Below are 12,932 nucleotides of genomic sequence, written 5' to 3' on the forward strand. Positions count from 1 at the left end.
TCGACGGAGCTTGAAACTCGCAGGAGACACAAGCTGCGCCACGGCTGCCAACCGGCTTGGTGGCAAACCATTAATGGCTTGCTACCCACTGAATTCTGAATCAAAAGCAAGATATAAGGAGACAGCTGTATGCCAATGTCCCATATTCGTCGCGTCGCCGTGGTCGGAACCGGCGTGATCGGCGCAAGCTGGGCCGCGTATTTTCTTGCGCAGGGCCTCACGGTCCGCGCGACGGACCCCGATCCCGGCGCCCGCGACCGGCTCACTGCAGCGGTCGAACAGCACTGGCCGACGCTCGTCAGGTGCGGCCTCGCCGAGAACGCATCGCCCGACAACCTGAGCTTCCACGATGCACTCGAAGCTGCACTGGTCGGCGCACAGTTCGTGCAGGAGAGCGGCCCGGAGCGGCTCGACCTGAAGCAGGCGCTGTTCGCGCGCATCGATGCTGCGCTTGCGCCGGACGTCATCATTGCGTCGAGCTCGTCGGGCCTGTTGATGAGCGACGTGCAGGCCGCGTGTGTGCATCCGCAACGCGTCGTGCTCGGGCATCCATTTAACCCGCCACATCTGGTCCCGCTGGTCGAAGTAATCGGCGGTCGACTCACATCACCCGATACGATTCGTCGCGCGCTCGATTTCTATCGCACGATCGGCAAGCGTCCGATCAATCCGCATAAGGAAATCAAAGGTCATATCGCGAACCGCCTGCAGGCGGCGTTATGGCGCGAGGCATTTCATCTCGTGTCGACAGGTACGGCGAGCGTGCGCGATATCGATGACGCGATTGCTTACGGGCCCGGCCTGCGGTGGGCAGTGATGGGGCCGTTCGCGAACCTGCATCTGTCGGGTGGCGCGGGTGGCATGCGGCATCTGCTGGAGCACCTGGGCGGCCCGATCGAAAGCTGGTGGGCGGACCTTGGCACGCCGGTGCTCACCGCCGAGCTCAAGCAGGTAGTGATCGAAGGCACCGATGCTGCCCTGGCCGGTCGCAGCGCGAACGATCTCGCCGCGCAGCGCGACGAACTGATTCTCGCGATGCTGCGCGATAAGGCGGGGGCACCGGCGATCCCCTGACGAATCGCAGCGGTCGCCGGCACATCGACGGACAGCGGAACAAACAGAACAACGCAATCTACGGAGACACGCATGAGCAAGCCGAGAATCATCGTAACCATCGCGCCGACCGGCGGCATGGCGAGCAAGCACCAGAATCCGAACCTGCCGACGCAGCCTGACGAAATCGCCCGCGACGTGTACGACTGCTACAACGCCGGCGCGAGTGTCGTCGCCGTACACGCGCGTTTGCCGGACGATGGGGCAACCTGTAACCCCGTCATCTACCGCGACATCAACACGCGCATCCGTGCGAAGTGCGACATCGTGATCAACAACTCGACGGGCGGTGGCGTGCACGGCGAGATGATCGCGCAGGCGCCGAACGGTTACTGGGAAATTCTCTGGGAAGAGCGGTTAAAGGGCATGGAGGCGGGTGCCGAAATGTGCACGCTGGATGCCACGACGATCATCGCGAGCTTCGGTGACCGCGAACTGCTGATGCATACGTCGCCGCAGCGCTCGATGCATCTCGCGCAGGAGATGAAAAAGCGCGGCATCAAGCCCGAGTGGGAAGTGTTCAGCCCAACCCATATCGTGCAGGACGTCGCGACCCTCACAGCGGCCGGGTTCGACGAGGAACCGTTCTTCATCAACCTCGTGCTCGGCGCGCATCGCGGCTTCCAGAACGCGATGCCATACACACCGCGCGTGCTGCAGTCGATGGTCGATCTGTTGCCGAAAGGCAGCATCTTCTGCGTGAGCGGCATCGGTCCCGCGCAACTGCCGTCGGCGATGAATTCGCTGTTGCTGGGTGGCCACGTGCGCGTCGGTCTCGAAGACAACCTGTACTACGGCCCTGGCGAACTCGCGACCAATGTGCAACTGGTCGAACGGATGGTGCGCCTCGTGCGGGAGATGGGCTACGAACCGGCGACGCCTTCGGAAGCTCGCCAGATCATGGGGCTGCCGAGGGGCAACGGTCCGCGTCCGGATTTCGCGGCGCACTGACGCGAGTGTCGAACCTCGCATAAAAACAACCAGGAGGCACACGATGTTCGAGTCACGTCGATGGCTGCGCACGGCGTCATCAATACCCGCGCGAACGACCATTGCGCGTACGGCACGGCGGGACGAGTCGTGGTCATGGTCGGGGGTGGCCAATGGGTTCTGAATTGAACGCGTCCGCCGGCGAGCTGTTGCTCGCACAGCCCGACATCGAGCGCGAGTGCCGCGCGGACGGCAGCTTCGTGCTGCGCTCGCGCACGCCGCTCGGGCCTTACGGTCGCAGCATGATCGACTGGCTTGCGCATTGGGTCGCGCTCACCCCGCATACGCCGTTTCTGGCGGAACGGGTGCGCGGAGGCGGGACGGCATGCTGGCGCGCTATCACCTACGCCGACACATTGCGTATGGTGCGCGCCATCGGCCAGACCCTGCTCGATCTCGATGCGGCGCCAGCGCAGCCGGTTGCGATTCTTTCCGACAACAGCGTGAATCACGCGTTGATGGCACTCGCATCGATGTATATCGGACGGCCCGTGGCAACCGTATCGTCGGCGTATGCGCGGGTCGCGAAAGACATGTCGAGGTTGCACGGCATTCTGCACCAGCTCGACCCCGCACTGGTCTATGTCGAAGACGGCAACGCGTACGGACCGGCGCTCGAGGCCGCGCCGTTGCGCTGCCCGGTCGTCTCGACTCATGCGCCACACTCCGGCTGGCTGCACTTCGATGCGCTCGCCGCATGTGTGCCAGGCGATGCTGTAGATGCCGCGCATGCCCGTATCGCGCCGGGCGATATTGCGAAGCTGCTGCTGACCTCCGGCTCGACCGGCCGCCCGAAACTCGTCGTCAACACGCACGCGATGCTGGCTGCGAACCAGCAGATGATTGCCCAGTGCTGGCCCTTTCTCTACCGTACGGCGCCCGTCGTTGTGGACTGGCTTCCCTGGAGTCACACGTTCGGCGCGAATCACAACTTCAATCTGGTGTTGCGCCACGGCGGTACGCTGTATATCGACGACGGCCGCCCGACGCCGGAACTGATCGGGCGCACGGTCGAGAACCTGCGCGACGTGATGCCGACACTGCACTTCAACGTGCCGCGGGGCTTCGACGCGCTTGCGCCGTTTCTCGACGATGCAGCGTTCGCCGGGCGCTTCTTCTCGCGGCTCCAGCTGCTGTTCTACGCGGCGGCGAGCTTGCCGCCGCAACTGCGTGAGCGCTTCAGGCAGGCCTCGACCCGGCATCGCGCGTCAGATGCGAGCCCACTTCTATTCACGTGTGCGTGGGGTTCGACCGAGACTGCGCCGCTCGTCACAAGCATGCATTTTCAAAATGGCGTCGCGTGCAATATCGGTGTGCCGGTGCCGGGCAACGAGCTTAAGTTCGTACCGGGCGGTGGCAAGCTTGAAATGCGCGTACGCGGACCCTCAGTGTTTCCCGGTTATCTGAACGACCCCGACGCGACTGCTGCCGTCTTCGATGAGGAAGGGTTCTACCGGATCGGCGATGCTGGCCGGCTGTGCGATCCCGCTGACCCGAATGCAGGCGTGCTGTTCGATGGGCGTGTCGCGGAAGACTTCAAGCTGTCGAGCGGCACGTGGGTGTCGGTCGGTACGCTGCGACTCAAGGCCGTTGGCGCGCTTGCGCCATACGCATCGGACATCGTTGTTGCCGGGCACGATCGCGACGAGATCGGCGTGCTGATCTTTGCGACTGCGGCCTTGCATGCACTCGCTCCCGAACTCGACGCAGTTTCGAACGACGGTGAACAACTGGGACGCCACCCCGTGGTGCGTGCTGCGGTGCTCGCCGGATTGCGCGAACTCGCCCGCGACGCTGGCACCTCACAACGCGCGGCGCGCGCAGCGATTCTCTCCGGTGCGCCATCGCTCGAAGCAGGCGAAATCACCGACAAGGGCTACGTCAATCAGCGCGCCGTGCTCAGCCGGCGTGCCACCGACGTGCAACGGCTCTTTTCCTCTGGGGACTCGGTCATCGTACTCGATTGACGCTGCAGCGCGGATACACGCATCAAAACGAGGAGATCAATCAGGACGACGATAGCCGGAGACACATCCGGCATCGCGCGATGAAGCGTAACAAAACCAGGAGACAGCCGATGAAGCACCTTTCCCCATTCCCTGAAAGAACGCCAGTGCGCATCGGTCCGAATCCGCTGCCGCTCGCTGCCGCTATCGTTCTCACGACGGTGACTGCGCTCGCAGGCTGTGGCAGTAGCACCAGCAGTGTGTCGGCGGTGCCAGTCGCGAAGCCGCTCGCATGCAGCGACGTCACGAGCGCGAAGCTCGGCATCCCCGGTCTCACTGTGACCGCGGCGACCGATCTACCTGCCAGTGCACCCAACGACCCCGCCGGCTATCCCGAGCACTGCCAGGTGACCGGTAACATCAATCCGCACATCGGCATCGACGGCAATTCATATGCGATCGGTTTCGACGTGCGTCTGCCGGTGGCGAACTGGAACGGCAAGTTTGTGTATTCAGGCGACGGAGGCCTTGACGGCGCGATCCTGAGTCCGCTCGGCAACGTGTCACTGGCGAGCCCGATGCAGGGCAATGCACTGTCGCGCGGTTACGCGGTGGTGAGCAGTGACGGCGGCCATATCGCCGCGCCGGGTGTCCTGTACGACGGCACGTTCGGGCGCGATCCGCAGGCCCGCGCCGACTACGCGTATAACGCGCTCGGCACGATGACGGTAGCGGGCAAGAGCCTTGTGACGACGTTCTACGGCAGAGCGCCAACGCGTTCGTACTACATGGGTTGCTCGAAGGGCGGGCAGTCGGGAATCATGGCAGCTGGCCGCTTCGCCGACCAGTACGACGGCATCATCGCCGGCGCGCCAGGGATCGACATGCCACGCCTGAGCATCGCGCAGATATTCGATACGCAGCAGGCGCTGAGCGTGTCCGCTAATCCGGCCAGCGCATTCGCGCCGCAGGACCTGCAGCTTGTTTCACAGAAGATTCTTGCGCGCTGCGACGCACTCGACGGTGCGACCGACGGTATCGTGAGCGATACGGCCGCCTGCCAGGCCGCATTTAATTTCGACACCGACGTGCCGCAGTGCGCAAGTGGAATGTCACCGGACGGTACCTGTCTTTCGGCTTCGCAAAAGGCCGCGTTGAAGGCGATTTTCGCTGGCCCTAGAAACAGTGTGGGCGACGTGCTGTATGCGAACTGGCCGTGGGACGCAGGCGTGGGCAGCAGTGCGTGGAGCTCGGTCAAGTTCGGCGTCACGCCGCAGCTGGGGACGATCGCGATGGGCAACGTATGGGCGACTCCACCTACGGCCGTCGATGCGACCAATGCACTCGCGTATGCGCGCGGCTTCAGCCTCGATAACGCGTTCAATCTGATCTACGGGACCAACGCGACGTTTCCGGTGTCATCGATGGACCTGATGATGCCACCCGATCCGACCCATCTGTCGACGCTGAAGAGCCACGGCAAGCTGCTTGTCTATCACGGCACGGCCGATCCGCTGATGAACGTCAATGCGACAATCGGCTGGTACAACCAGGTGCGCGCCGGAGACCCACAGGCGCCGGACTACGTGCGTCTCTTCCTCGTACCCGGCATGAACCACTGCCTTGGCGGTATGTCGACCGATGCGTTCGACATGCTTACTACGCTCTCGGACTGGGTCGAGAAAGGTATCGCACCGGACAGCGTGCCCGCGACCGTCACGGCCAGCAACCCCGATCTGCCGGCGTCGTGGTCCAGGACGCGCAGCCGTCCGCTCTGTCCGTATCCGCAGAAAGCCGTGCTTAAATCTGGCGCGACGGATCTCGAAGCGGCAGGCAGTTTTGCTTGCCAGTAGCATGCCGTCGCGATGTCGGCACGTGCATGACGGCTTGCAGGGAGCCCAGCGTCAAGAGTTCGTGGGGGGCGCTGTGCTGCCGACTGCGCCCACGCTGGCCGTGATCAGGTCGCGCAGACCGAGATAGCACTGTGCGAGCGTCTTGCCGCTCGTCTCGTACGCAATGTCTGCGCGCGCATAGAAATCGGAGCGTCCCGCGAGAATACGGCGCAGGTCGTCCATCGCTTCGCTCCTGCCTTCCATGGGGCGCAGGTCGCCCTGGTCGATCACGCGCTTCATATGGTCTTCTGGCGTGGCGCGTAGCCACACGGTGAAGCAGTGCGTCAGCAACAGGTTGAGCGTGCGGGTCTCCGAGACGAGGCCACCCGGCGACGCGATGATCACCGTTGATTCGCGTTTGAGCACTTCTTCGAGCGCACGATATTCGTAGCGCCGGTAAGCGGTCGCGCCGTAGAGCGCATGTATCTCCGATGGCCGGCAACCGGCGATCCGTTCGATCTCGCGCGTGATCTCGATGAACGGTACCGAGAGTTCGTCTGCGAGCATCTTGCCGAGCGTCGATTTGCCGGCACCGCGCAGACCGATCAACGCGATGCGCCTGCGCCGGTTCGGGTCCGCCGGCACTTCGCTTAGCACCTGTCTGAGCGCGTCGAGTGCGAGTCGCAGCGCGGCCGGCGTCCTGTCGCGCAGCAGTTCGCGAATCTGTGCGCCTTCCGTGGAGGACGAGAGCGGATCGCCGAGCAGTTCAGCAAGCGGGCAGCCGAGCGCCTGTGCGAGCTGCTCGAGAACGAGGATCGATGCGTTGCCCGTACCCATCTCGAGGTTCGCCAGATGCCGCTCGGACACGTTCGCCTGACGTGCCAGATCGCGTCGTGTCATGCCGCGGCGCGCGCGCAGCAGTCGAACCTGATTGCCGAGTGCGACCAGTACGGGTTCTTTCGTGACGACTTCAGCGACCGCATCGGTCGGCGATGGATTCATGGAATTCCTGAGGAGCGCTGCAAACGTGGACGGGGTGCGCGCCGGGCACGGGTTGCGCACATACGAACGACCGGCGCGTTGTCGACACGCAGTATACCGCCGACGTTTTAGCCGGCTCCTGCCCACCTCCAATGCCATCCGGTCTCGGGCATGCGTGTCTGAAGGGGCACTGGTGCTGCATGGAGGATGCATTGTCTCGCACACGACGAAAGTGAATTACATTGCACTCTCAAAAGAGTGCTCCATAGGTTTACGCGTTAACACGCACTTTAAGTCAGTTAAAACATGACATAAACTGCATTTTGTGTTGGCGCCGTCAATGGACCAGATGTCCACGCTCCACGGTTGTCTGCACGGCTCCCCGACGCACCCCCTGGTCAATAAAAAACATCAATACAAGTCTGGAGACGGCACATGAAATGGCAGCATGTCGCAGCGGCGAGCTGTTGCGCGTTGAGCGCATCGGCATACGCCCAGAGCAGCGTGACCTTGTACGGCATTCTCGATACCGGCGTCGAATATGTGTCGCATGCGAACGCGGCCGGTAACGGGGTCGTGCGCATGCCGGGCATCACCGGCGAGCTGCCATCGCGCTGGGGCCTGCGCGGAAGCGAGGACCTTGGCGGCGGCTACAAGGCGGTGTTCAACCTGGAAAGCGGCTTCAACACGCGCGGCGGCGACTCGGGCCAGGGCGGCCGGCTGTTCGGCCGCCAGGCGTGGGTCGGTATCGCGAGCCCGTATGGGCAACTGTCACTCGGCCGCGTGTACACGATGACCTACTGGGCGATGATCGATTCCGACGTGCTCGGTCCGGACATCTACGGCAGCGGCTCGCTCGATTCCTATCTGCCGAACGCGCGTAGCGACAACACGGTTGCATACAAAGGCACGTTTCATGGCCTGACGGTGGGCGCGACCTGGTCGTTCGGTCGCGACAGCGCGGGCACCGGCAACTCGCCGGGCCAGGGGACCTGCGCAGGGCAGGTGCCGGGGCAGTCCAACAACTGTCGTCAATGGTCGGCGATGCTGAAGTACGACGCCGCGTCGTTCGGCGTGGCCGCGGCCTATGACGAACAGCGCGGCGGCGCTTCGGCGGCGGCGAACTTCTTCGACGGCGTGACGCCGTTCCCGCTGACGAGCGGAGCCGACAAGGACGTGCGCATGCAGCTGAACGGCTGGGCCAACGTGTTTGGCGTGCACCTTGGCGGCGGCTGGCTCGGACGCATGGTCGAAGCCGACGCATCAGGTGGACCTGACGTGCGCTCGAATATGTTCTACCTCGGCGCGTCGTACCCAATCACGCCGGCATTCACGCTCGACGGCGAGGTCTACCGGATCACTAACCGCGAACAGGATGCGCGCGCGACGATGACCACGCTGCGCGGCACGTACTCGCTGTCGAAGGCGACGGCAGTGTATCTGCAGGCGGCGTATCTGTCGAACAGTGCGCACGGCCGCTATACGGTGAGCTCCGGTGGCGGCGGCACCACGCCGAATGCAGGCGAAGGGCAGACCGGCGTGATGGCCGGTATCCGGCACCTGTTTTGACCTGGCGACGACGGCATGTTCGGGCAGTGACGCTGTCCGCTCCGTTATTGAAACTCTCTGCTATTACCGGGCTGCCAGAACGACCCGGGAGAGTTCGTAGTCTCGATCGATTTCGCTGGCCGCTATTGGACACGGTTGATCAACGTGGCAGCCAGCGCACTTTATGACAAAAGCCAGCGAGACTGGCAAGGAGACGATGCGATGAAATCACTCCGTCCATCCCGGACAATATCCCGCCTTTTGATGGCACGTGGTCCAGTATTGCTTGCGACGTCTGCAAGCATGGTGCTGGTGGCTGCGTGCGGAGGGCATGTCGACTCGTCTGTGCCTGTGGCTTCTGCAAAGGCGTTGACCTGCGACGATTCGATGAAGACGGCGTTCAAGCCCGATGCCAATACGACGGTGACGCTCGTTCGCTCGTTCAGCAAGGGTGCGGACATCAACCTGAACGGGACACCATCAGGCGTGAAGGCACCCAACGACTTGTGCGTGGTCAAACTGAATGTTGGCCCAGGCAACCCGGGACCGGCTAGTGCGCCGTCGACTTCCGCGGGGATCGGCATTGAGATCTGGATGCCGTCGCCAGCAAACTGGAACAACCGCATTCACGTGCTGGGCGGAGGTGGCTTTGTGGGCGATCCGACGATCAGCTCCTTAACCCAGGTGTCAGGGATCACGCCGATCGGCACCGCCGCGCCCGTGCAGGTCGCCGGCATGGAAGGTGCGGTTAGTGCGGTGACTGATACAGGCCACGTCGGCAGCGCACTGGACGGCGCGTTCGCGATGAATCCAGATGGCAGCATCAACACGACTTTGTGGACTGACTTTGCGAGCCGCGGAATTCACGAGATGGCTGTCGAAACCAAGGCGTTAGCCGCTGCCTATTACGCGAAGTCCGCCAAATATTCGTATTGGGACGGTTGCTCGACGGGAGGGCGTCAGGGCAATGAGGAAGCGCAAACGAATCCCTCCGATTTCGACGGCATTCTTGCGGGCGACGCAGCGATCAACTGGACCTCGTTCATCACAAGCGAACTCTATCCTCAGATTGTCATGCAGCGCGATCTGGGGGCCGTGCCACTGACCGGCGCGCAACTGGATGGAGTGTCGGCTGCGGCGGTGAGTGCGTGCGACACCACGCTTACCGGTCAGCATGACGGTTTTATTAGCGATCCTGCGTCGTGTAAATATGACCCGACGCAGGATAAGGCGGTGTTGTGCCCATCAAGCGGAGGGGCGAACACGACGAGCGCTTGCGTGAGTACCGCGCAGGCCGAGGCAATCAACAAGATGTGGTATGGACAGACCGTGGACGGCAGCGTGCCTTCGCCGTCGCAAGGTAACGGATATACGTCTCAGCTTCAGACGAACCAGTTATGGTTCGGTATTACGCGAGGCACCCAGATGAGCACATTATCCGCGCTCGGTGTCCCAGGGCTTGCTGGATCGACAAATGGTACGCCGGTGCCGTTTGCCATTGCTACGAGTCAGATCGCTCTCGAACTGCAGAATTCAGCTCTGGCGACACCGGACTTTATCAATGCGACAAGCAACGGGAAGAACGGCTGGATGTCTTTGTCGTACGCGGAAATGGCGCATGCGTCGGCACAAGGCGTAGCGTTGCAGTCGATGTTCGGCAACATCGACACCGACAACCCAGACCTGACGGGTTTCAAGGCGCGTAACGGCAAGTTGCTCGCGTACCACGGCATGGCGGACCAATTAATCACGATTCAGGGAATGACAAATTACTATGAGAAAGTCGCGGCCGGGATGGGCGGAATTCCCACGATACAGTCCTTCTACCGGTATTTTCAGATTCCTGGCATGGGGCACTGCTCGGGAGCCGGCTCAGTAAATGGCGTAGCGGGCACAAGTCCCGCCGCAAATCCACCTCTCCCCGCGCAGGGGCAGTTGTACAGTACGCTGGTGAATTGGGTCGAAAACGATGTACCGCCGGACAAGATTGTCGTGCAGAACTCAGACTCGTCGATCAGTCGTCCGCTGTGCATGTACCCGTCTAAACTAACCTATAACGGGGGCAACACCGGATCGGCTTCAAGCTATACCTGTAGTTGACACATCAGGCTGCTTCCCCCAGGAGTCGGTGCAAGCCCATTATGGTGCCGACTCCCCAACTTCAATCGCGTCTTCGTCCGTGATCTCGCGACCTGCCGCTTCATTGATGAGCCGATCAGCGTGTGTTGTCACGACGCCTGGTGGTTTCGATGAGTTCATCGCACGCGTAGGCATAGCGGTTAACGCTGACACGCCGCCAGTGCTTGCACTACCAACCCCGGAGCAAGTCGCGCAATTGCTCATGCTCGCCGGGGAATCTGGAATCGAGATCATCGCGCCGCCAGAAATTGGCTCGACCGGAACACCAGGCATAGTGGCCAATTCCGGGGAACATGCCACGTGGGATCGGACTTGAACTTTCCGGGATTGTTAGTGCCGTTGGCGAAGCAGTATTCGGCGCATCGGATTGCGCTGGCTACCCCAGCGCAGGCGTTGCCGATCAGGCGATCATGATGTCGTTACGTAGAATTTCTGCCTTTTCTTTGGTTCGAAAAGAGGTCTGGGCGGGTCGAATCAATGTCTTTACGTACTTGACATATTTAGTCATTGTGTCAAGATGTGACTCATGAGTCATGTGAATAGCCCTCCGGGTCAGCCGAATGCTCGTCGCTCAGCCATCCTGGCCGCGGCGATCGGGGTGTTTGCCCGGTTCGGATACCGAAAGACGTCCATGGATGACGTCGCCACAGCCGTGAATATCTCCCGGCAGGCGCTTTACCTGCACTTTTCGAGCAAGGAAGTGCTTTTCCGTGCGACCGTCGAGTTCGCATTGGAGCAGCATGTGGAAGCGGCCACCGACGTATTGGACAAACGAAACGCTTCGGTAAAAGCGCGATTGGTAGCCGCGATTGATGCCTGGGTCGGTCAGTACATCGGTCAACTCGGACCCGATGCCTTGGACCTGCAGGCATCAAGCAGCTCGATGGCCGCCGATGTCCTCACGTCATATGGCGGTAAATTTGAAGCTGCCTTGGCAGAGGTCATTTCTACGGAAGGAATCGCCCGGTCTTATGCGGTAGCCAAGCTATCCGCGCGGGATCTGGCACGAAGCCTCCATTTGACTGCTCAGGGCGCCAAGCAGGCGAGTCGATCGCACGAAGAGTTCGTGGAGGCTGTCGAAATCGCCGTACTGATCCTTCTCAATCCTTCGGCTGGCGGCAAAAAGGCCCGCTGACGAATAAGCACCACGTTCTACATGGATAACGAGGCACCTATGGAAAGCTTCCAGGCTAGAGGGCCCTTTGGCGCAAAGTCGACGGCTCACGATGTCGTCGCCGACCTGGATCTCAAGGGCAAAACAATCGTCTTGACTGGCTGCAACTCCGGCCTCGGGCTTGAGACGATGAAGGCGCTGACTGGAAGAGGCGCGCACGTCATTGGCATGGCACGGTCGTTGAGATCGGCCCAGGCAGCATGCTCGTTGGCAGGCGGTTCAACCACGGCGATGGCTTGCGATCTCACCGACTTGAATGCCGTGGCCCGGGCAGCGAATGAAATCCTGGCCACGGGCAAACCACTTGATGCCATCGTCGCCAACGCGGGTATCGCGGCTACGCCAAAGCTCGAAGCAAAGTACGGTGTTGAGCTTCAGTTCCTGGTCAATCATGTCGCGCACTTCCTGCTCATCACGCGCCTTGAGAGCGCTATGCGAGCGCGCACGGGGCGCATCGTGATGGTCAGCAGTGATGCCGCCATCAAACAAGCGCCGAAAGTGGGCATCATGTTCGATAACCTGGATGGGCACCAGATGTACAAGCCGTTCCTGTTCTATGGGCAATCCAAGCTTGCCGTGGCTTTGTGTGCCAGGGAACTCGCCAGGCGCTTCACATCGCGGGGCATCACTGTGAATTTCCTGCACCCGGGAGCCACAGGCGGAACCGGGTTGAACCGCACACTCGGATTTCCCTTGAATCTGGTTTTGAAGGTTGCAAGGCTGTTCATGAAGACGGCGGAGCAGGGCGCGGCGACACAAACGTTTCTTGCCGCAAGTCCGATGGCAAGCGATGTCACGGGAGAGTATTGGGTTGATTGCCAGATTGCACCTGAAAACGACAAGTTCAGAGATGATGCCCTGGCCGCCCGCTTATGGCGCGTCACACAAGATATCGTCGACGAGAACGTGACTGTTGCGCTTTAGCATGAAGGGTCCCTGCTTGCTTCCCTGTCCAAAGAAATAAGGCTTTCGCCTTAGCGTGCGCCGTCGGTCGTGTGCGCCGATGAACTCTGGATGCTTCCAGATATCTGCGTCACCCAGTCTGCGAATACGCGAACCAGGTTCCTCGATGCTGTCGCACGTAGCGTGGCCATTACGAAGCAACATCGGTTGAAACCAGATACTACGCCAGGATCTTCGTCGAAACTCCAGGCGTAGTCGATGCAATATTAGTGCGCACCAGAATTGTTTGGGAAAAAGGGCGTCTGG

General features: G+C 61.5%; 9 protein-coding genes. 8 read left to right on the plus strand and 1 reads right to left on the minus strand.

Going from position 1 to position 12,932, the window contains the following annotated elements:
* Positions 1-129 precede the first annotated feature (129 nt).
* The 4 genes from ACREXZ_RS02645 (at position 130) to ACREXZ_RS02660 (ending at position 5,902) form a co-directional block, all read left to right on the plus strand.
* The gene (locus ACREXZ_RS02645; RefSeq protein WP_431762480.1) at positions 130-1,074 is read left to right on the plus strand and encodes a 3-hydroxyacyl-CoA dehydrogenase NAD-binding domain-containing protein; all 945 of its coding nucleotides are present in this window, start codon (positions 130-132) and stop codon (positions 1,072-1,074) included.
* Positions 1,075-1,146: 72 nt separating this feature from the next.
* Positions 1,147-2,064: a 3-keto-5-aminohexanoate cleavage protein gene (locus ACREXZ_RS02650; protein WP_431762481.1), complete on the plus strand. Its 918-nt coding sequence runs from the start codon at positions 1,147-1,149 to the stop codon at positions 2,062-2,064.
* A 152-nt stretch (positions 2,065-2,216) separates the two neighbouring features.
* The gene (locus tag ACREXZ_RS02655) at positions 2,217-4,070 is read left to right on the plus strand and encodes a feruloyl-CoA synthase (protein ID WP_431762482.1); all 1,854 of its coding nucleotides are present in this window, start codon (positions 2,217-2,219) and stop codon (positions 4,068-4,070) included.
* Between the two features lie 110 nt (positions 4,071-4,180).
* The gene (locus ACREXZ_RS02660) at positions 4,181-5,902 is read left to right on the plus strand and encodes a tannase/feruloyl esterase family alpha/beta hydrolase (RefSeq protein ID WP_431762483.1); all 1,722 of its coding nucleotides are present in this window, start codon (positions 4,181-4,183) and stop codon (positions 5,900-5,902) included.
* A 51-nt stretch (positions 5,903-5,953) separates the two neighbouring features.
* Here the strand turns inward: ACREXZ_RS02660 and ACREXZ_RS02665 are convergent, their stop codons facing one another.
* Positions 5,954-6,883, minus strand: coding sequence for a helix-turn-helix transcriptional regulator (locus tag ACREXZ_RS02665; RefSeq protein WP_431762484.1), 930 nt, complete (start codon positions 6,881-6,883; stop codon positions 5,954-5,956).
* Positions 6,884-7,297: 414 nt separating this feature from the next.
* On the opposite strand from ACREXZ_RS02665, the gene ACREXZ_RS02670 reads away from it, so the two are divergent.
* The 4 genes from ACREXZ_RS02670 to ACREXZ_RS02685 all read left to right on the plus strand — a co-directional run bounded on the left by ACREXZ_RS02670 (position 7,298) and on the right by ACREXZ_RS02685 (position 12,647).
* Positions 7,298-8,431 (plus strand): porin, encoded by a 1,134-nt coding sequence (locus ACREXZ_RS02670; protein ID WP_431762485.1) that lies wholly within the window; start codon positions 7,298-7,300, stop codon positions 8,429-8,431.
* 201 nt (positions 8,432-8,632) lie between these two features.
* Positions 8,633-10,510 (plus strand): tannase/feruloyl esterase family alpha/beta hydrolase, encoded by a 1,878-nt coding sequence (locus ACREXZ_RS02675; RefSeq protein WP_431762486.1) that lies wholly within the window; start codon positions 8,633-8,635, stop codon positions 10,508-10,510.
* 565 nt (positions 10,511-11,075) lie between these two features.
* On the plus strand, positions 11,076-11,684 hold the full coding sequence (locus tag ACREXZ_RS02680; RefSeq protein ID WP_431762487.1) for a TetR/AcrR family transcriptional regulator: 609 nt from the start codon (positions 11,076-11,078) through the stop codon (positions 11,682-11,684).
* A 39-nt stretch (positions 11,685-11,723) separates the two neighbouring features.
* Entirely contained in the window at positions 11,724-12,647 is a 924-nt protein-coding gene (locus ACREXZ_RS02685) for an SDR family NAD(P)-dependent oxidoreductase (protein WP_431762488.1), read from the plus strand.
* The last annotated feature ends 285 nt before the right edge of the window (positions 12,648-12,932 follow it).

It is taken from the genome of Paraburkholderia sp., from assembly GCF_050742655.1.
Classification (GTDB): Bacteria; Pseudomonadota; Gammaproteobacteria; order Burkholderiales; family Burkholderiaceae; genus Paraburkholderia.

What these genes read in the sequence shown, in the direction of transcription:
- ACREXZ_RS02670 (WP_431762485.1), top strand. Translation starts at nt 7,298, where the DNA reads ATGAAATGGCAGCATGTCGCAGCGGCGAGCTGTTGCGCGTTGAGCGCA.
- ACREXZ_RS02680 (WP_431762487.1), top strand. Translation starts at nt 11,076, where the DNA reads ATGAGTCATGTGAATAGCCCTCCGGGTCAGCCGAATGCTCGTCGCTCA.
- ACREXZ_RS02650 (WP_431762481.1), top strand. Translation starts at nt 1,147, where the DNA reads ATGAGCAAGCCGAGAATCATCGTAACCATCGCGCCGACCGGCGGCATG.
- ACREXZ_RS02645 (WP_431762480.1), top strand. Translation starts at nt 130, where the DNA reads ATGCCAATGTCCCATATTCGTCGCGTCGCCGTGGTCGGAACCGGCGTG.
- ACREXZ_RS02675 (WP_431762486.1), top strand. Translation starts at nt 8,633, where the DNA reads ATGAAATCACTCCGTCCATCCCGGACAATATCCCGCCTTTTGATGGCA.
- ACREXZ_RS02685 (WP_431762488.1), top strand. Translation starts at nt 11,724, where the DNA reads ATGGAAAGCTTCCAGGCTAGAGGGCCCTTTGGCGCAAAGTCGACGGCT.
- ACREXZ_RS02655 (WP_431762482.1), top strand. Translation starts at nt 2,217, where the DNA reads ATGGGTTCTGAATTGAACGCGTCCGCCGGCGAGCTGTTGCTCGCACAG.
- ACREXZ_RS02660 (WP_431762483.1), top strand. Translation starts at nt 4,181, where the DNA reads ATGAAGCACCTTTCCCCATTCCCTGAAAGAACGCCAGTGCGCATCGGT.
- ACREXZ_RS02665 (WP_431762484.1), bottom strand. Translation starts at nt 6,883, where the DNA reads ATGAATCCATCGCCGACCGATGCGGTCGCTGAAGTCGTCACGAAAGAA.